Genomic DNA, 19,363 nt, shown 5'->3' with positions numbered 1-19,363 from the left:
CCATGGCCATCGTCGCCCCCGAGCGCCCGAGCACGCCCCGGATCGTCTCCAACCGCGAACGCCTCTCCGGCGTCGTCCAGGCCGTCGGCAAGCGCCCCGCCGACATCCAGCGCCGCTGGTGGGAGAGCGCCGCGATCTTCGCCGTGTTCACCGTCCTCTACTCCGTCATCGGCTACTGGCTGGTCGTCGAGAAGCACGTCGTGGGCTTCGAGACCCTCGACCGCTGGACCCGCGCCCTGATGATCTGGCGCAACGAGCCGCCCAAGCTGTCCTCGGTCGGCTTCGACTACGCGCCGCTCTCGGTGCTCCTCCTCGCGCCGTTCGCGTTCGTGCCGGTCCTCACCAAGTCCCTGATCATCATCCCGGTCGTGTCCGCGGTCTTCGCCGGCTCCACGATGGTCGTCCTCAACACGATGCTGCGTCGTGCGCAGGTCCTGCTCCCGGTCCGCCTCATGGTGCTGGCCGCGCTCGGGCTCAACCCGCTCGTCGTCATGTACGCCTCGATCGGTGCCCGCAGCTTCCTGTGGCTCGCCTTCGTGGTCGCTGCCCTGGGCGCGCTCTTCGCCTGGTACGTCACCGCGGACATCCGGTTCGTGATGATCGCCGGCCTGGCCTTCGCGGTCGCCTCGCTCACCGGCTACGGCAGCCTGGTGTTCTTCCTGATCAGCCTCGTCATGGTCGCGGCGATCCTGGCGCGTCTCGGGGCCGACGGCACCGAGATCGAGGGCACGACGGTCGGCTTCGCGTCTCCGACGGTCTACGTCATCGCGCTCTGGTCGCTGTTCAACCTGATCCTGCTGTTCAAGCCCCTCAACTGGCTCACCGCGAGCAGCGACACCGCGGCGTCCGGCGGCCTGGCCGACTTCTCGTTGCTCGACATCCTGCGCGGGACCCTCGACCTCGTCCTGTACGGCGCCCCGCTGGCCATCGTGGTGCTGCCCGCCCTGCTCGTCGCCGGCGTCGCGCGTCGCAACGGCTTCGCGCTGTGGCTGGGGCTGATGCTGCTCGTCTCCATCGTCGCGCCCGGTCTCGCCGTCCTCGTCCGGGTGACCGACTCGCCGATGCTGATGAACAACGCCCTCCCGATCCTGCTCGTCTCCGTCATCGGCGCCATCTGGCTGGCCCGGTCGGCCGTCCAGGGCGCGACGGTCGTCGCCGGCGTCCTCGCCGCGGCGCTGCTGCTCAGCATCCCGTGGACCTTCGCGGCCATGGACGACTTCCAGCAGCAGGGCGTCGAGCGCGCCTTCCACGACGCGGTCCTCACCGGCGACAGCCAGGAGGGCGCCCGGACCGTGGACGGTTCCGTCGTCGGCTACGACAACGAGCGTGCGATGGCCGACTACATCCTCGACCACGCCGACTCCCCCGACTCGATCCTCACCGACAACGCCTCGACGTACGCCGTCATCCTGATGACCGGCAAGCCGTCGATCTTCTTCGACCGCGTCGACGAGTCCGACGGCCCGTGGAACCGCGCGGCCAAGGACCCGGCCGGACACGCCGACTACATGCTGCTGTCGACCAGCACCGCGACCGACCTGCTGAGCCGCCTCTACCCGGCCGCCGCCGCCCGCGACGACACCCTCCTCAAGGAGGTCTACGGCAACGCGCGCTACACCCTGGTCGCCGTCCCCGACGGCTACACCTTCGGCGCGGTCGCGCCGAAGGGCGAGACGTCGAGCGGCGACGGTGACGGCGCCGAGCAGGGCGAGACCGACGCCCCGGCCCCCGACCCGGGCGGGGTCGGCGGAGTCGTCGGCGAGCCCGGCTCGACCGGGACGGCCACGCGATGACGCAGCAGCACGCCTCGATCCCCGAGGCCCCGTCCGTGGCCGACGCGGCTGCGTCGGCACAGCGCGTCGGCACGGTCGACTTCAGCTCGACCCTCCTGGCACCCACGAGCGTCGAGCCGGCGACGGACGACACCGTGGTCCCGCTGACGTCCGTGGCCCGCCCACCGCGCGTCGCGGCCGACGGAGCCGACCGGGCCGACGACGACCAGCCCCGGATGCCGCTCATCCTGCCGCCGGCCACGGTCGACGCCGCCATGGCCGTCGAGGCCGAGCGCACGCGGCTCGCGATCGCGACGGCCCGCGGCGAGGTCGCCCCGGCCGAGCCCGAGGACGAGGACGAGATCGACCCGGAGTCCGAGGTCGACCCGGAGTCCGAGGTCGACGACGAGGACGAGGTACAGGACGAGACCGAGGCCGAGCTCGACCTGGCGCCCGAACCCGAGCCCGAGGCCGAGCCCACCCCCGAGCCCGAACCTGCCCCCGAGCCGACCGCGTCCGGGGCAGGCATCGAGGGTCTGCGGATCCAGTCGGTCGCCGACCTCGACGCGCTGGCCGCACAGCGAGAGGCCGAGGCCGCCGTACCCACCGCCCCGGTCCGACCCGAGCCGGTCGCGCAGGCCGAGCCGGTCCAGCGCCCCGCCCCCGGGGCACCCACCCTCCCGGTCCTGCCGATCGCCACCGTCGCCCCGGCCGCCCCGGTCGCCCCCGTCATCGAGCACCTGGTCACCGGTGCCGAGGTCGCCGACCCCGCGGCGCTGGTGCGCGAGGTGGCCGACGTGGCGGCCGGCATCGTGGCCTCCATGCGGCGCATCAACGTGCTGCACGAGCGGCACGTCGAGGCCCTGGCGGTCGAGGCCGCCCGGCGCTGCGAGCTGCTGACCGCCCAGGCCGAGCTCGATGCCGAGCTGATCCGTCTGCACGCGCGCCGCGAGGCCCACGCGATCATCAGCGCGGCTCGGCCCTCCGTCGCCACCCCCGCCTCCTCCGACCACCTCGGCGAGATCGGCGAGACCTTCTCGCGCTTCGCCGAGACCATCGAGACCACGGTGGCCCCGGCCACCTCCGGCACTCACGACCACCTGCGGAAGTCATGAAGACCCCTACCTCACGACAGCGCCTGGCTGCCGTCACCGTGCTCGCGTTCCTCTCGCTGGGGCTGCTGGCCGCCTGCGGCGGAGCGGACGACGAGGCCGGCGACACGGCGTCCGCGGGCACCCCCTCCTCGAGCGCCACCCCGGCCCGGTCCGGCGCCTCGCCGGCCTTCCAGGACGCGGGCGGCAGCGGGGCCGACGACGGTCAGGCCCAGGAGGACGTCTTCAGCGTCGAGTCCCCGTGGAACACCGACGTGCTGACGGCGCCGATCGCCGCGACGTCCGAGAAGCTGCTGCAGAGCTCCAAGGTCCGCACCTCCGTCGGGTTCGACGGCAAGCCGACCCAGGAGACGGTCGACGAGGGCATCTACGTCAACACGCGCGAGTGGACCACCCCCATCGTCGCCGGCGGCGAGCCGACCGTGCTCACCTGCCGTCAGGTGCTCTGCGGTGACGGCGGTGGCAAGGACATCACGCTCGACATCCCCGCCGATGTCGACCCCGACCCGCTCTACGACGGCTGGTTCACCGTCTTCGACCAGCGCACCCGGACCGCCTACGACCTGTGGCGGGCCCGCCGTGAGAACGACGGCACGATCTCCTACCACTTCATGCGCACCTGGGACCTCGACGGACCCGGCTTCAACCAGCCCTACGTGGTGAGCGCCCGCGGCTCGGGCCTCCCCCTCTTCGGTGGCGTCATCCGCCCCGGCGAGCTCGAGCGTGGCCAGATCAACCACGCCCTGGCCATCAGCATCCCCGGACCGGCCGCCGGCACGTTCGTCCAGCCGGCCTCCTCCACCGACGGCAACAACAACAACGGTGACTCGCTGCCCGAGGGGGCCCGGATCCGGCTCAAGGGCGACTTCCAGCTCGCCCCGCCCGTCGACCCCGAGACCGGCAAGGCCCTGCCGTTCGACAAGGACCGCGCCGCGTACGCCGCGCACATCGTCGACGCGCTGAAGAAGTACGGCGCGATCGTCGTCGACCGGGCCGCCGTGCCCACCCTGTACTTCCAGAAGGTCGCGGTCGAGAAGGGTCGGCGCCCCCTCCTGGCCGGCTACGAGCTGCAGAGCATCGGTCTCGAGGACTTCGAGGTCGTCGACTACAGCAAGCAGAAGAGCTACCCCTACCCGGCCGAGGACCAGGTCGTCGACGCGAGCCGCCTGGAGTTCACCGGCGGGGTCGGCACCGGGTCCGGCACGGACACGACGGGCACCACCACGGACACCACGACGAAGGACGACCAGTGACGCGCAGCCACCACGCCCGCGGCCGGCTCGCGGTCAGCGCCGCGCTCTCCCTGGCCCTGGCCCTCGGCGTCGCCGGCTGCGGCAGCGACTCCACCGACCGGACCGACGCGGGCTCCTCCGGGGTGCCGTCGCTCAACCGGGCGGGGCTCGAGCCGTCCGACGAGACCACCGACGGCGCCGGCACCACGGCCGACGACGCCACCGACGACACCGTCGGCGTGCGACTCGGTGACCGTGCCGACCCGGTCCCCGGCGTGGTCGAGGTCGACGGCGGGCTCGACTCGCTCACCGGACCCGCCCGGCGCGGCTTCGCCGGCACCGGGTCCGGCACGACCGTCGAGCAGCAGACCAGCGGCGAGACCCGGGGCTTCCAGCGCCTGTGCATCGGCGAGGTCGACATCGTCGACTCGGCGCGGCCCCTCACCGCCGACGAGTACGAGCAGTGCCGCCGCAACGGGCTCGACGTCATGCAGTTCCAGGTGGCCGCCGACGCCGTCGTGCTGGCGATCAAGGCCCAGACCGACGTCGGGACCGACTGCCTGTCCACCGACCAGATCCGGGCCGGCTTCCGCAACGGGTCCGCCATCGACAACTGGTCCCAGCTCGGGAGCAACCTCGACGACGTCGAGTTCCGAGCCGGCGGGCCCACCGTCGAGTTCGCCCCGGCCCGGTTCTTCGGACGCTACGTGCTGGGCGACCCCGAGCCGATCAACTCCGACTTCCGGGTCGGCTACCAGGACACCGACTCCGAGGACCAGACGAGGAAGTTCGTCACCGGGACGACCCAGGACGACCTGCAGGCCAACCTGCTGAGGACGATCGAGCCGCAGTACGTCGAGCTGCGCCGGCAGGTCGCGGAGTCCCAGGGCTACTACGACAAGGCGCAGGCCGAGGTGCTCGAGTCCGTCAAGCAGCAGAAGCGCGGCGTCGCCGACAAGCGCTCCCCCGCCGACCGCGCCAAGGACGACGCGCGGGTCACCACGGCGTACGCCGCCCGCGGCCGGATGATCCGCAAGCTCAACGCCCGCAAGGCCGCGCTGGTCCCGGTGGCCCGGCGCTTCAAGGTCGCGGACGCCGCGCGCGACCGGCTCGACGACACGCTCGGCCACGTCGGGCTGTTCAGCCACGGCTACTACACGACGTACGAGAACGAGCTGCGTCCCTTCGAGATCGAGATCTCCGACGGCGACGACCAGCCCAACTGCATCTTCCCGAGCCCGCAGACGATCCTCAACGGCCAGTACCCGCTGTCGCGGCAGCTGCTGCTCACCGTCAGCACCCGCTCGCTGGGCCGCCCCGAGGTCCAGAAGTTCCTGACCTACTACCTCAAGCGCAGCCAGAGCCTGGCCGACAAGGCCGGCGTGGTCCCGCTGCCCGACGCCAACGTCGCACAGCAGGTCGCGTGGCTGCAGGGCAAGGAGAAGGCCCCGGAGTTCGGCGTCGTCGACGGCCGGTTCCGCCAGCTCACCGAGGAGGACGCCCAGGAGGCCACCCAGGCGCACCCGGCGGCACCCGCGGAGAACCCCGCACGATGACCGTCGGCTCCCGTGGCCGTTCCCTGGCCGCCGTCGCCCTGGCCGTCGTCCTCACGGCCGCCGGGGCGGTGCCCGCGTCCGCGGGACCGGTCACGCCGGCCGGACCGGCCGGACCGGCCGGACCGGCACCGCGTGCCGCCGCGGCGAGCAGCGGTACGACGGTCCGTCACGTCGTGCTGGAGTGGAAGGGGGCGGGGGCCCGGAGTCGCTACACCAGGTCGTTCGCCATCCCGGGCATCGGCACGATGACCCTCACCTGTCGTCCCGACGCCACCCGGGTCAGCCTCAAGGCCATCGCGCGCGAGCGGGAGACCCAGATGTGGCTCGCGAAGTACGAGGACAAGAGCTACGGCCGTGCGGTGGCGGTCAAGACCGTGCGCATCTACCGCTACGCGCACGCCTCCGACGACGGTCGCGGTGGCACGGCCAACCCGCAGCACGAGGGGCTCAACCAGCGCCGCGGCAAGAACGGCGTCGAGAACTACGCCAAGGGCTACGCCCACGGCATCATCAGCCAGCGCGGGGGCCGCAACGTGGCCGTCGGCGGGGACCCGCTGCGCGCCGTGACGACGTTCGACCTCAACTGGTACTGGAACGGCTTCGACTACCCGGCCAAGTACCGGTCCTGTCGCTTCGACGGCACGTTCGTCACCAAGACCACGCCCCGCATCGGCCTCAACTGGCACGGTGAGGGCGACGCCAAGGGTCACGACTACCAGTCCGTGCGGCTGCCCGGGCTCGGCTACGCCCAGCTGCGCTGCGAACCCGGCCGCTACGGCCGCCAGACCGTCACCCTGGTCCCCGACGACGAGCGCGCGAAGGCCTACGTCGAGACCGTCGAGGGCGAGGGCCGCGTGGAGGACCAGGTGGAGACCCGCAACCTGGTCACCGACCGCGCCACCGGCCGCCTCGGCCCGCTTCCCCTGCCCACCAACGGCATGATGCGGATCTTCCTCGAGGTCGACAAGGTCACCACGCCGTTCGTCATGTCGTCCTACCAGAAGCTCAACGACGCGGCCTCGTGGCGCAACACCTGCGAGATCTCGATGGCCCAGTTCCCGCGATGACCTCTCCCCGACGTCGTCTCGTGGCGGCCGTGCTCACCGCCGTGCTCACCGTGCTCGCCGTCCTGGCCGTGATGACCGCGCTGCCCGGCGGCGCGTCGTACGCCGCCCCCGCGACGGCGGCCGCGCGTGCCTCGGACACCCAGGTGCAGCACGTGCGCGTGAGCTGGAAGGGCACCCAGCGCAGCCCCGACTACGTCCAGACCGCGACCATCCCCGGCATCGGCACCCTCGACCTGATCTGCAAGCCCCACGACACCCGGATCCGCCTCTACACCGACCGGCGCGACCGCGAGACCCAGCTGTGGATGCAGAAGTACGAGATCAAGAAGGGCAAGCGGGTCGTCGCGGTCAAGACCGCCCGGATCTACCGCTACGCCCACGCCGACGACGACGGCCGTGGTGGCACCGGCTACTACGCCCACGAGGGGCTCAACCAGTCGCCGTCGGTCGAGAACCGCTCGACCGGTGGCTTCATGTACGGCGTCGTCAGCCAGCAGTCCAGTCGCGCGGCTGCCGGCGGCCAGGTCACCGCGCCCCTGCCGGTGACCACGTTCGAGCTCGACTGGAGCTGGAACGGCTTCGACCACCCGCAGAAGTACCGCTCCTGCAGCATCGACGCCACGTTCACGACCGCACTGCCCGCCTACCAGCGCTCGGTGCTGACCTGGCGGGGCTGGCAGGCCGAGCCGCGCACGACCCGCACCACCTCGGTCCCGGGCGTGGGGCGGCTCACCGTGTCGTGCCCCACCGACCCCACCCCCCAGGACCCCGCGCAGGTCTGGGTCGAGCCCACGACCACCGACGCCGGCCTCTACGTCGAGGACGTCCGGGGCGAGGGGGCCGTCACCACCCAGCGGACCACGACGAGCCTCGGCTACGACGCCACGACCGGACGCCTGGGCCCCTACCCCCTGCCCACCAACGGCTCCCTGCGGATGCTGGCCACCAACGGCGCGGTGAAGCGCTGGATCCTGCTGTCGGCCTACCGCGTCACCAACGACCGCCACGGCCCGGACCGCAACCTGTGCGAGGTCGCAGCGGGCACCTATACCCGCTGACCCTCCGCACCCGACGCCGGTCGAGGTGCGAGGAGCGCTAGCGACGAGCCTCGAGACCCCACGTCGGTCGAGGTGTGAAGGCCGCTAGGCCTGAGCCTCGAGACCACCGCAGCCTCAGACCGACCCGACCACCTGACGCACGGCCGCGACCACCGGCACGACCCCGGACTCGATGTCGGCGACCCGTACCCACTCGACCGCGTCGGTCGTCCCGTCGGTCTCGACGGTGAGCACGGCGTCGGGGGCGATCGTGGCGGCGTACACGAGTCCGACGGTCTGCACCTCCTCGTCGCGTCCGTGGGGCGCGGCGCCGTGCACCGTCTCGGACGTGGTGGTCAGCAGGTCGCCGACGACGCAGGTCGCGCCCGTCTCCTCGGCGACCTCGCGTACGACGGCCGCGGCGGGGTCCTCGTCGAAGTCGACCCCGCCCCCGGGCAGCGACCACTGGCCGGTGTGGAAGCCGCGCGGCGACACCCGGGTCAGCAGCACGGCGTGGTCGGGGTGGCCGGGCTCGCCGCGGGTGACGAGCGCGTAGGCCGCCACCCGCTGCCAGCGGTGCGGCCGGTAGGCGTCGAGCGCCTCCTTGACCATGGCGACGGTCGGCACCGAGCCGTCGAGCACCCCGCTGATCGGACGCCACGCGGCCTCGATGGTCGAGCCGTCGACCTCGACGACCTGCGGCTCCGGCGAGTCGAGCGGGACCCAGCCGTCGTAGACGATGCGCAGCGAGTGGGCGTCGACGCGTCGTCCGCGGCGCCAGGTGTCGGGCAGGTGCAGCGAGAACGTGCGGGCCGTCTCGCCGATGGTCACCGCGAGCCCGGTCTCCTCGTGGACCTCGCGGACCACGGCGTCGCGCGGGTCCTCACCGTGGTCGAGGCCGCCGCCGGGGAGCGTCCACAGCTCGGCGCGCGAGACCCGCGGGGCCAGCCGGCTCAGCAGGATCTGGCCGTCACGGACGACGACGGCGTACGCCGCCACCCTCTGTACCCGGTTCCCAGCCATGCCCCAACCCTATGCAGTCGCCGGGTCCCACGTGGGAGCGACAGCCGAACGTGGCATCCCGTCGAGCTCGTACGACGCCCCGCGGGCCAGCGCGTGGCCGCCCAGGTGCGCGGGGTGCCACGGGGCCCACTCCCCGGGGCGGGGCCGGTGCTCGGGCAGTCGCTGGAGCTCGTCGAGGGTCGCCTGGAGAGTCGTCCCCAGGCGTCGGGTCGTCTCGACCAGGTCGGCGTCCGGAGCCACGACCCGGGGCGCACCCAGCCGCACGTCGACCGTGCGCCCACGCACGACCTCGGGCCGCGGGAAGGGGGCGTCGAGGGCCCGCTTCTGCCCCCACAGCCGCTGGCCGCCCCACACCGTGACCGGCACCAGCGGCGCGCCCGTCTCGCGCGCCAGCGCGACCGCGCCGGGCATCATGGCGCGCACGGCGTAGGCCGCCGAGATCCCGGCCTCCGGGAACACGCACACGACCTCGCCGTCGCCCAGCAGGCTGCGGGCCCGCAGGTAGGCCGCAGCCGGCGTCTCCCGGTCCACCGGCACGTGACGCATCGAGTCCATCAGGCGGCCCACCGGCGAGTCCCAGATGTCGGCGCGGCACAGGAAGCGCACCAGGCGCCCGGTGCCGAGCAGCGCCTGACCGACGTAGACGAAGTCGGGGAACGACACGTGGTTGCAGGCCAGCACGACCGGGCCGTGGGCGGGCAGGTGCTCGACGCCGGCCGAGCGGACCCGCAGGTCGAGGCCGCGCAACGCGACCTTGCCGACCGCGATCGCCGCGCGGTAGGTCAGGTCGTGGGTCACGCGAAGGGCGGGCGGTGGTCGACCGCGAGCGAGCGGCGCCCGGCCCAGCGCCAGACCCGGGCCGCGCGGTCGCGGTCCTCGTCGGTGACCAGGTTGCCCATCCAGCGCAGGGCGAGCGTCATCAGCCAGTCGGAGCGCATCCCGGCCGGGCCGAGCGCCGGCAGCAGCCGGGGCACCGTGACCAGACCCGCGAGCCGGCGGGCGATCGAGAACGCCTCGCCGTAGTGGTCGCGCAGCAGCGCCGGCCAGGCCAGGTCGAGCTCGTCGCGCTCCTGCATCATCTCGACGAGCAGGCGACCGGTCTCGAGGCCGTAGTCGATGCCCTCGCCGTTGAGCGGGTTGACGCACCCGGCGGCGTCGCCGATCAGCGCCCAGTTGCGGCCGGCGACGTTGCTGACGGCACCGCCCATCGGCAGCAGGGCCGACGTACGGTCGCGCAGGGAGCCCTCGATCTCGAACTCCTCGCGACGCTGCTCGGCATAGAAGTCCATCAGCGGCTTGATGGCGATGTCGGCCGGTCGCTTGGCGGTGGCCAGCGTGCCGACGCCGAGGTTGATCTCGCCGTTGCCCAGCGGGAAGATCCAGCCGTAGCCGGACAGGATCTTGCCGTCCTCGCCGCGCAGCTCGAGGTGGCTGCTGATCCACGGGTCGTCGGACTGGCCGCTGGCGACGTAGGAGCGCCCGGCGACGCCGTAGACGGTCTCGCGATGCCACTCGCGCCCGAGCACCTTGCCCAGCGGCGAGCGGACCCCGTCGGCCACGACCAGGCGCCGGCAGCCGATCTCGAAGGTCTCGTCGCCCTGCTTGAACACGACGGCGGCGACCCGCGCCCCGTCCCGTCGTACGTCGACCGCGCGGGCGCCGTCGAGGGCCGTCGCGCCGCTCTTGATCGCGGTGGTGCGCAGGTGGTCGTCGAGCTCGGTGCGGGGCACCGCGCTCCCCCAGTCGGGCAGGGTGCCGCCCGGCCACGGCAGCAGCAGGGTCTGACCGAACCCGTGGGCGCGCAGGCCCTGGTTGACCGTGCGGGCCCGCAGCCAGTCCTCGAGACCGAGCCGGGACAGCTCGCCGATCGCGCGAGGGGTGAGCCCGTCGCCGCAGGTCTTGTCGCGGGGGAAGACCGCGGCGTCGGTCAGCACCGTGTCGAGCCCGGCCCGGGCGGCCCAGGCCGCGGCCGCGGACCCGGCGGGTCCGGCCCCGACCACCAACACGTCGGTCTCTAGTCGCGCCCTGGCCGGCTGGCTGCTCACCCCGACATCATCTCAGGCGCCGCCTCACCCCGCCGAGTCGGCGCATCGATGCGCCGACCCGGCAGGCGGGCCGATCAGCTGGCGCGCGCGAACGGCTGGTGGCCCAGCAGCTGCACGCCGCTGCCGGCGCACCCGGTGGTGCGGTGCACGACGTACTGCGAGACGCGGGAGTCGGGCACGTAGACCCGGAACCCGTCGACCGCCGTGGGCTTGCAGGTGCTGCGCGGGTAGTTGGCGGCCACGGTCTCGTCGACCGTGCTCACCGCGCTCTGGCCGGGGCGCAGCACGATGGTGCGCACCGTGCCGGGGTCGCGCTGCGCGCTCCGCCCGACCTGCGTGCCGTTGCCGTGGCCGACGTACGACAGGCCGCCGTAGCCGCGCACCGAGCACGTGTGCCCGGCCTTCGCCGTCAGCCGGATCTCGCCGTAGCGGTGACCGGCCCCGGCGTCGGTCGCGTGGTACGACGCCCGGACGTCGCTGTTCCCGCACTCGGGGGTCTGCGCCTGCGCGGCACCGGACGTGCCGACGACCGTGCCGGTCGCAGCGATCGCCAGGGCGGCCGTCGTGGTCGAGATCTTGGTCAGGATGTTCATGTCTCGGTTCCTCCTCCTCGGCCCCGTCGGGGCCACACAGGATGAGACCGACATCGGGCCACCGGAGTTGCCGCCCGAACCTGAGAAGAGCCGAAAAACGACGGTGACCCGTCGCCCATGGGCGACGGGTCACCGTGAAGACGGCTACGAGCGTGGTTTCGAGACGAGTCGCCGGCCGCGAGCAAGCTCGCGTCCGGCCGAGCTCTCCTCAACCTTCGCGCGTGGTCCGAGAGGGCCGAGCAAGCTCGGCCCTCTCGGCGCGCTCAGTTCTGGTAGGAACCGAAGTCGAAGTCGTCGAGCGCCACGGCCTGACCGGAGCCGGCGTTGCCGAACTCGTAGTCGTAGGAGTCGTAGCCGGTGACGGAGTACGCCGCGGCGCGGGCCTCCTCGGTCGGCTCGACCCGGATGTTGCGGTAGCGCTCCAGGCCGGTACCGGCCGGGATGAGCTTGCCGATGATCACGTTCTCCTTCAGGCCACGCAGGCTGTCGGAGCGACCGTGGATCGCGGCGTCGGTGAGCACCCGGGTGGTCTCCTGGAAGGAGGCCGCCGAGAGCCACGACTCCGTGGCGAGCGAGGCCTTGGTGATGCCCATGAGGACCGGTCGACCGGAGGCCGGCTTGCTGCCCTCGGAGACCACGCGGCGGTTCTCCTCCTCGAACTTGACCCGGTCGACCAGGTCGGACGGGAGCAGGTTGGTCTCGCCCGACTCGATGACCGTGACCCGGCGCAGCATCTGCCGCACGATGATCTCGATGTGCTTGTCGTGGATCGCCACGCCCTGCGAGCGGTAGACGCGCTGGACCTCGTCGACCAGGTGCTCCTGGGCCTTGCGGACACCGAGGATGCGCAGCACGTCCTGCGGGGACTCGGTGCCGACGATCAGCTTCTGACCGACCTCGATGTGCTCGCCGTCGGCGACCAGCAGGCGCGAGCGCTTGCTGACGGGGTACTCCTGGACCTCGGAACCGTCGTCGGGCGTGATCAGGATCTTGCGCGCCTTGTCGGTCTCGTCGATCTCGACGCGGCCAGCGGCCTCGGCGATGGGCGAGAGACCCTTGGGCACCCGGGCCTCGAAGAGCTCGACCACGCGGGGCAGACCCTGCGTGATGTCGTCGGCCGAGGCTGAGCCACCGGTGTGGAAGGTACGCATCGTGAGCTGCGTGCCGGGCTCACCGATCGACTGGGCGGCGATGATGCCGACCGCCTCACCGATGTCGACGAGCTTGCCGGTGGCCAGCGAGCGGCCGTAGCACTTGGCGCACGTGCCGGTCTTGGCGTCGCAGGTCAGCACGGAGCGGACCTTGACCGTCTCGATGCCGGCCGCGATGAGCTCGCCGATCTTGACGTCGCCCAGGTCGCCGCCCGCCTCGACGAGGACCTCGCCGGAGTCGGGGTGGGTGACCTCGGTGGCCGCGGACCGGGCGTAGGCGGCGGTCTCGGCGTTCTCGTCCTTGCGGACCACGCCGTCGTCGCCGCGCACGCCGATGACCTTGGGCAGACCGCGCTCGGTGCCGCAGTCGTCCTCACGGATGATGACGTCCTGCGACACGTCGACCAGACGACGGGTCAGGTAGCCCGAGTCGGCCGTACGCAGCGCCGTGTCGGCCAGACCCTTGCGGGCACCGTGGGTGGCGATGAAGTACTCGAGAACGGTCAGGCCCTCGCGGAAGTTGGACTTGATCGGCCGCGGGATGATCTCGCCCTTGGGGTTGGCCACGAGACCACGCATGGCCGCGACCTGGCGGATCTGGTTCATGTTGCCCGAGGCACCGGAGCTGACCATCACGAAGATGGGGTTGGTCCGGTTGTTGTCCTCGAAGTTCACCTCCATGGCCTTGCCGACCATGTTGGAGGCCTCGGTCCAGATCTCGATGAGCTCCTGGCGGCGCTCCTCGTCGGTGACCAGACCACGCTCGAACTGCTTCTGGATCTTGGCGGCCTTGACCTCGAACTCGGCCAGGATCTCGACCTTGTTGTCGGGCGTGACCACGTCGTCGATCGAGACCGTGACACCGGAGTGCGTGGCCCAGTAGAAGCCGGCCTCCTTGAGGGCGTCGAGCGAGGCGGCGACCTCGACCTTGGTGTAGCGCTCGGCGAGGTCGTTGACGATCGCGCCGAGGGCCTTCTTGCCCACCTCGTAGTTGACGTAGGGGTAGTCGACCGGGAGCGTCTCGTTGAAGAGCGCGCGGCCCAGCGTCGTCTCGAGCGTCAGCGTCTTGAGCGTGCCGTCGAACTCGGGGTGCTCCATGGGCGGGACGACGTCGACGGACCGGATCTTGATCACGCTCTGCAGCGCGATCTCCTTGCGGTCGTAGGCCATGATCGCCTCGGCCACCGAGGAGAAGCCGCGACCCTCGCCACCGCCGCCGGGGCGGTCGGAGGTCATGAAGAACAGCCCGATGATCATGTCCTGGGTAGGCATGGTGACCGGTCGGCCGTCGGACGGCTTGAGGATGTTGTTGGTCGACAGCATCAGGATCCGCGCCTCGGCCTGGGCCTCGGCCGACAACGGCAGGTGCACCGCCATCTGGTCACCGTCGAAGTCGGCGTTGAACGCCGTGCAGACGAGCGGGTGGATCTGGATGGCCTTGCCCTCGATCAGCTGGGGCTCGAAGGCCTGGATGCCGAGGCGGTGGAGCGTGGGTGCCCGGTTGAGCAGCACCGGGTGCTCGGCGATGACCTCCTCGAGCACGTCCCAGACCTCGGGGCGTACGGCGCGCTCGACCATCCGCTTGGCGGACTTGATGTTCTGCGCGTGGCTGAGGTCGACCAGTCGCTTCATCACGAACGGCTTGAACAGCTCGATCGCCATGTTCTTGGGCAGACCGCACTGGTGGAGCTTGAGCTGCGGGCCCGAGACGATGACCGAACGGCCGGAGTAGTCGACGCGCTTGCCGAGCAGGTTCTGGCGGAAGCGCCCCTGCTTGCCCTTGAGCATGTCGGACAGCGACTTCAGCGGCCGGTTGCCCGGGCCGGTGACGGGGCGCCCACGACGGCCGTTGTCGAACAGCGAGTCGACGGCCTCCTGGAGCATCCGCTTCTCGTTGTTGACGATGATCTCGGGCGCACCGAGGTCGAGCAGCCGCTTGAGGCGGTTGTTGCGGTTGATGACGCGCCGGTAGAGGTCGTTGAGGTCGGAGGTGGCGAAGCGGCCACCGTCGAGCTGGACCATCGGGCGCAGGTCCGGCGGGATGACCGGGACGGCGTCCAGGACCATGCCGCGGGGCTCGTTGCCGGTCTTGCGGAACGCGTCGACGACCTTGAGGCGCTTGAGGGCGCGGACCTTCTTCTGGCCCTTGCCGTTGGCGATCGTGTCGCGCAGCGACTCGACCTCGGCCTCGATGTCGAAGTTCTCCAGGCGCTTCTGGATCGCCGCGGCGCCCATGTGGCCCTCGAAGTACTTGCCGAACCAGTTCTTCATCTCGCGGTAGAGCAGCTCGTCACCCATCAGGTCCTGGACCTTGAGCGACTTGAACGTGTCCCACACGGCGTTGAGCCGGTCGATCTCGATCTCGGAGCGCTTGCGCAGCTGGGTCTTCTCGCGCTCGGCACCGTCGCGGACCTTGCGCTTCTGGTCGGCCTTGGCACCCTCGGCCTCGAGGGCGGCGAGGTCGTCCTCCTCCTTCTTGGCCCGGTCGTCGAGCGCGGAGTCGCGACGCTTCTCGAGCATCTCGCGCTGCTGCTGGACCTTGGCCTCCAGCGAGGACAGGTCGCGGTGGCGGGCGTCCTCGTCGACGGAGGTGATCATGTAGGCCGCGAAGTAGATGACCTTCTCGAGGTCCTTGGGAGCCAGGTCGAGCAGGTAGCCCAGCCGCGACGGGACGCCCTTGAAGTACCAGATGTGGGTGACGGGGGCGGCGAGCTCGATGTGGCCCATCCGCTCACGACGCACCTTGGAGCGGGTCACCTCGACGCCGCAGCGCTCGCAGATGATGCCCTTGAAGCGCACGCGCTTGTACTTGCCGCAGTAGCACTCCCAGTCCCGGGTGGGACCGAAGATCTTCTCGCAGAAGAGGCCGTCACGCTCCGGCTTGAGCGTGCGGTAGTTGATGGTCTCCGGCTTCTTGACCTCGCCGTGGCTCCACGTACGGATGTCGTCCGCGGTGGCCAGGCCGATCTTGAGCTGGTCGAAGAAGTTCACGTCGAGCACGATGGCTGCAACCCTTCGTAGTTCTTTAAGTAAGGAAGTTGGTGGGGGGCGGAGGCCGGCGGGCGGTCAGGGACCGCCCGCCGGCGCATCACACCTCTTCGACCGAGCTGGGCTCGCGGCGGGACAGGTCGATGCCGAGCTCCTCGGCGGCGCGGAAGACGTCCTCCTCCGCGTCACGGAGCTCGATCTGCGAGCCGTCCTGGCTGAGCACCTCGACGTTGAGACACAGCGACTGCATCTCCTTGACGAGCACCTTGAACGACTCCGGGATGCCGGAGTCGGGGATGTTCTCGCCCTTGACGATAGCCTCGTAGACCTTGACGCGACCGGGCACGTCGTCGGACTTGATCGTCAGCAGCTCCTGCAGCGCGTAGGCGGCGCCGTACGCCTCCATCGCCCAGACCTCCATCTCGCCGAACCGCTGGCCACCGAACTGGGCCTTACCGCCCAGGGGCTGCTGCGTGATCATCGAGTAGGGGCCCGTCGAACGAGCGTGGATCTTGTCGTCGACGAGGTGGTGGAGCTTGAGGATGTACATGTAGCCCACCGACACGGGGTCGGCGAAGGGCTCGCCGGAGCGGCCGTCGAACAGGTTGGCCTTGCCGGTGCCGTCGATCATCCGGACGCCGTCGCGGTTGGGGATCGTCGAGCCCAGCAGGCCGATGATCTCGTCCTCGCGGGCGCCGTCGAAGACGGGCGTGGCGACCTTGGTGCCGGGGCGGGCCTTGTCGGCGTTGATGTCGATCAGGCGCTGCTTCCAGTCGGCCTTGCCCGGCTGGTCGCTCAGGTCGAGGTCCCAGCCCTGCTTGGCGAGCCAGCCGAGGTGGAGCTCGAGGATCTGGCCGATGTTCATCCGGCGCGGCACACCGAGCGGGTTGAGCACCACGTCGACCGCGGTGCCGTCCTCCATGAAGGGCATGTCCTCGATCGGGAGGATCTTGGCGATGACGCCCTTGTTGCCGTGGCGACCGGCGAGCTTGTCACCGACCGAGATCTTGCGCTTCTGGGCGACGTAGACGCGGACCAGCTGGTTGACGCCCGGGGGCAGCTCGTCGCCGTCCTCGCGGTCGAAGACGCGCACACCGATGACCGTGCCGGACTCACCGTGCGGGACCTTCATCGAGGTGTCGCGCACCTCGCGCGCCTTCTCGCCGAAGATCGCGCGGAGCAGCCGCTCCTCGGGGGTGAGCTCGGTCTCGCCCTTGGGCGTGACCTTGCCGACGAGGATGTCACCCGTGGTGACCTCGGCGCCGATGCGGATGATGCCGCGCTCGTCGAGGTCGGCCAGCATCTCCTCGGAGACGTTGGGGATGTCGCGGGTGATCTCCTCCGGCCCGAGCTTGGTGTCGCGGGCGTCGACCTCGTGCTCCTCGATGTGGATCGAGGTGAGGACGTCCTCCTGCACCAGGCGCTGGCTGAGGATGATCGCGTCCTCGTAGTTGTGGCCCTGCCACGGCATGAACGCGACCAGCAGGTTGGTGCCCAGCGCCATCTCGGCGTTGTCGGTGCACGGACCGTCGGCGATCGGCGAGCCGACCTCGACCCGGTCGCCCTCGGCGACCAGCGGGCGCTGGTTGATGCAGGTGCCCTGGTTGGACCGGCGGAACTTGGCCAGCTTGTAGGTCGAGTAGGTGCCGTCGTCGTTGATCGTCTCGACCAGGTCGGCGGAGACCTCCTTGATGACACCGGCGGCATCGGCCACGACGACGTCACCGGCGTCGACGGCGGCGCGGTACTCGATGCCGGTGCCGACGAGCGGGCTGTCGCTGGTGATCAGCGGGACGGCCTGACGCTGCATGTTGGCGCCCATGAGCGCGCGGTTGGCGTCGTCGTGCTCGAGGAACGGGATGAGCGCGGTCGCGACCGACACCATCTGGCGCGGCGAGACGTCCATGTAGTCGACCTCGGCGGCGAGGATCTCGGAGACCTCACCGTCGCGCTGACGGACCAGCACGCGCTCCTCGACGAACTTGCCCTGGGCGTCGAGGATCTGGTTGGCCTGCGCGATGACGTAGCGGTCCTCGTCGTCGGCGGTCAGGTAGTCGATCTGGTCGGTGACCGAGCCGTTCTCGACCTTGCGGTAGGGCGTCTCGACGAAGCCGAACGGGTTGATCCGGCCGTAGGAGGCCAGCGAGCCGATGAGGCCGATGTTGGGACCCTCGGGGGTCTCGATCGGGCACATCCGGCCGTAGTGCGACGGGTGGACGTCACGGACCTCCATGCCGGCGCGGTCGCGGGACAGACCACCGGGGCCCAGCGCCGAGAGGCGGCGCTTGTGCGTCAGGCCGGCGATCGGGTTGGTCTGGTCCATGAACTGCGAGAGCTGGGAGGTTCCGAAGAACTCCTTCAGCGCCGCGACGACCGGGCGGATGTTGATCAGGGACTGCGGCGTGATGGCCTCGACGTCCTGGGTGGTCATCCGCTCGCGGACGACGCGCTCCATGCGGGCCAGACCCGTGCGGAGCTGGTTCTGGATCAGCTCGCCGACCGTGCGCATCCGGCGGTTGCCGAAGTGGTCGATGTCGTCGGGGCCGACCTCGATGGTGCCGCCCGGCGCCTCGACCTGCTCGCGGCCGTCGTGCAGCGCGACGATGTACTTGATCGCGTTGACGACGTCGGAGATGGTCAGGGTCTGCTTGTCGAAGGCCTCGACCAGGCCGAGCTTCTTGTTGATCTTGTAGCGACCGACCTTGGCCAGGTCGTAGCGCTTGGGGTTGAAGTAGTAGTTCTTCAACAGGGTCAGCGCAGCCTCACGCGTGGGCGGCTCGCCCGGACGGAGCTTGCGGTAGATGTCGAGCAGCGCGTCGTCGGGACCCTGGGTGTGGTCCTTCTCCTCGGTGAGCTGGATCGACTCGTACTGACGCAGCTCCTCCATGACGGCCTCGTAGTCGTAGGCCTCGCCGGTGTCCTCGGCGACGGCCTGGAGGGCCTTGAGCAGCACGGTGATGTTCTGCTTGCGCTTGCGGTCGAGGCGGACGCCGACCAGGTCGCGCTTGTCGATCTCGAACTCGAGCCAGGCGCCGCGCGAGGGGATCAGGCGAGCGGTGTAGATGTCCTTGTCGGACGTCTTGTCGGCCTGCCGCTCGAAGTAGACGCCAGGGCTGCGGACGAGCTGCGAGACGACGACCCGCTCGGTGCCGTTGATGACGAAGGTGCCCTTGGGAGTCATCAGGGGGAAGTCACCCATGAAGACCGTCTGGCCCTTGATCTCGCCGGTGTCGTTGTTGGTGAACTCGGCGGAGACGTAGAGCGGGGCGGAGTAGGTGAAGTCCTTCTCCTTGCACTCGTCGACGGAGTACTTGGGGTCGTAGAAGACGGGGTTCTCGAACGAGAGCGACATCGTCTCGGAGAAGTCCTCGATCGGCGAGATCTCCTCGAAGATCTCGGTCAGGCCCGACTTGCGCGAGGTGTCCTCGCCGGCCGCGAGACGACGCTCGACGACGGCGTCCCAGTTGGCGTTGCCGACGAGCCAGTCGAAGGCGTCGGTCTGCAGGGAGAGAAGCTTCGGAACCTCGAGAGGCTCATCGATCTTCGCGAACGAGATGCGGCGGGGATTGCCGGTGTTGTTGCGGGTGGTGCTGGAACCAGAAGTGCTGCGCGCGGCCAAGAGAGATCCTTCGACGTCAGTCGCGATGAGTGGCGCCGGACCACCACAACATCGCCACCGGGAAGGCAGATGCGTATTTGAGGGCAGGCGCAAGGAGCCACGATACACGAGTCGCGGGCGCGCCACAATGGCAGCATGCGCCGCGTCGACGAGCGTGGGTCGATGATG

The 19,363-nt window shown here is 70.6% G+C and carries 12 protein-coding genes; 6 read left to right on the top strand and 6 right to left on the bottom strand.

The window, feature by feature from the left end; genetic code table 11:
• Positions 1-2 precede the first annotated feature (2 nt).
• The 6 genes from FJQ56_RS20830 to FJQ56_RS20805 are packed head-to-tail and all read left to right on the top strand — an operon-like array spanning position 3 to position 7,797.
• A complete protein-coding gene (locus tag FJQ56_RS20830) occupies positions 3-1,793 on the top strand; it encodes a hypothetical protein (RefSeq protein ID WP_140011542.1) in 1,791 nt (596 codons plus the stop codon).
• On the top strand, positions 1,790-2,887 hold the full coding sequence (locus FJQ56_RS20825; RefSeq protein WP_140011541.1) for a hypothetical protein: 1,098 nt from the start codon (positions 1,790-1,792) through the stop codon (positions 2,885-2,887). Before FJQ56_RS20830 ends, FJQ56_RS20825 begins: the two co-directional genes overlap by 4 nt.
• Positions 2,884-4,137: a hypothetical protein gene (locus tag FJQ56_RS20820; RefSeq protein WP_140011540.1), complete on the top strand. Its 1,254-nt coding sequence runs from the start codon at positions 2,884-2,886 to the stop codon at positions 4,135-4,137. Before FJQ56_RS20825 ends, FJQ56_RS20820 begins: the two co-directional genes overlap by 4 nt.
• Complete coding sequence (locus FJQ56_RS20815; protein WP_140011539.1) at positions 4,134-5,672, top strand: PstS family phosphate ABC transporter substrate-binding protein; 1,539 nt, start codon at positions 4,134-4,136, stop codon at positions 5,670-5,672. The genes FJQ56_RS20820 and FJQ56_RS20815 overlap by 4 nt, the downstream gene beginning before the upstream one ends.
• Positions 5,669-6,739: a hypothetical protein gene (locus tag FJQ56_RS20810; protein ID WP_140011538.1), complete on the top strand. Its 1,071-nt coding sequence runs from the start codon at positions 5,669-5,671 to the stop codon at positions 6,737-6,739. The genes FJQ56_RS20815 and FJQ56_RS20810 overlap by 4 nt, the downstream gene beginning before the upstream one ends.
• A complete protein-coding gene (locus FJQ56_RS20805; protein ID WP_140011537.1) occupies positions 6,736-7,797 on the top strand; it encodes a hypothetical protein in 1,062 nt (353 codons plus the stop codon). Before FJQ56_RS20810 ends, FJQ56_RS20805 begins: the two co-directional genes overlap by 4 nt.
• A 114-nt stretch (positions 7,798-7,911) precedes the next feature.
• Here FJQ56_RS20805 and FJQ56_RS20800 read toward each other — a convergent pair whose 3' ends face one another.
• From FJQ56_RS20800 to rpoB, 6 genes are all read right to left on the bottom strand, one after another.
• Positions 7,912-8,799: an NUDIX hydrolase gene (locus FJQ56_RS20800; RefSeq protein WP_140011536.1), complete on the bottom strand. Its 888-nt coding sequence runs from the start codon at positions 8,797-8,799 to the stop codon at positions 7,912-7,914.
• 9 nt (positions 8,800-8,808) lie between these two features.
• Positions 8,809-9,597 (bottom strand): lysophospholipid acyltransferase family protein, encoded by a 789-nt coding sequence (locus tag FJQ56_RS20795; protein ID WP_170215488.1) that lies wholly within the window; start codon positions 9,595-9,597, stop codon positions 8,809-8,811.
• Positions 9,594-10,844 (bottom strand): geranylgeranyl reductase family protein, encoded by a 1,251-nt coding sequence (locus FJQ56_RS20790; RefSeq protein WP_140011534.1) that lies wholly within the window; start codon positions 10,842-10,844, stop codon positions 9,594-9,596. The genes FJQ56_RS20795 and FJQ56_RS20790 overlap by 4 nt, the downstream gene beginning before the upstream one ends.
• Positions 10,845-10,918: 74 nt before the next feature.
• Positions 10,919-11,437, bottom strand: coding sequence for a DUF4232 domain-containing protein (locus tag FJQ56_RS20785; protein ID WP_170215487.1), 519 nt, complete (start codon positions 11,435-11,437; stop codon positions 10,919-10,921).
• Positions 11,438-11,700: 263 nt separating this feature from the next.
• Positions 11,701-15,588 (bottom strand): DNA-directed RNA polymerase subunit beta', encoded by a 3,888-nt coding sequence (locus FJQ56_RS20780; protein WP_140011532.1) that lies wholly within the window; start codon positions 15,586-15,588, stop codon positions 11,701-11,703.
• Between the two features lie 88 nt (positions 15,589-15,676).
• Positions 15,677-19,195, bottom strand: coding sequence for a DNA-directed RNA polymerase subunit beta (gene rpoB, locus FJQ56_RS20775; protein WP_140011531.1), 3,519 nt, complete (start codon positions 19,193-19,195; stop codon positions 15,677-15,679).
• Positions 19,196-19,363: the final 168 nt, after the last annotated feature.

The sequence above is a fragment of the Nocardioides plantarum genome, assembly GCF_006346395.1.
GTDB lineage: Bacteria > Actinomycetota > Actinomycetes > Propionibacteriales > Nocardioidaceae > Nocardioides > Nocardioides plantarum.
Note: the sequence above shows the minus strand (reverse complement) of the source record. Positions and strands in the feature narration are given on the sequence as shown.

Excerpts from the sequence above, each read along its gene's own strand:
- FJQ56_RS20820 (WP_140011540.1), top strand. The coding sequence starts at position 2,884 with ATGAAGACCCCTACCTCACGACAGCGCCTGGCTGCCGTCACCGTGCTC.
- FJQ56_RS20785 (WP_170215487.1), bottom strand. The coding sequence starts at position 11,437 with ATGAACATCCTGACCAAGATCTCGACCACGACGGCCGCCCTGGCGATC.
- FJQ56_RS20830 (WP_140011542.1), top strand. The coding sequence starts at position 3 with ATGGCCATCGTCGCCCCCGAGCGCCCGAGCACGCCCCGGATCGTCTCC.
- FJQ56_RS20825 (WP_140011541.1), top strand. The coding sequence starts at position 1,790 with ATGACGCAGCAGCACGCCTCGATCCCCGAGGCCCCGTCCGTGGCCGAC.
- FJQ56_RS20800 (WP_140011536.1), bottom strand. The coding sequence starts at position 8,799 with ATGGCTGGGAACCGGGTACAGAGGGTGGCGGCGTACGCCGTCGTCGTC.
- FJQ56_RS20805 (WP_140011537.1), top strand. The coding sequence starts at position 6,736 with ATGACCTCTCCCCGACGTCGTCTCGTGGCGGCCGTGCTCACCGCCGTG.
- FJQ56_RS20810 (WP_140011538.1), top strand. The coding sequence starts at position 5,669 with ATGACCGTCGGCTCCCGTGGCCGTTCCCTGGCCGCCGTCGCCCTGGCC.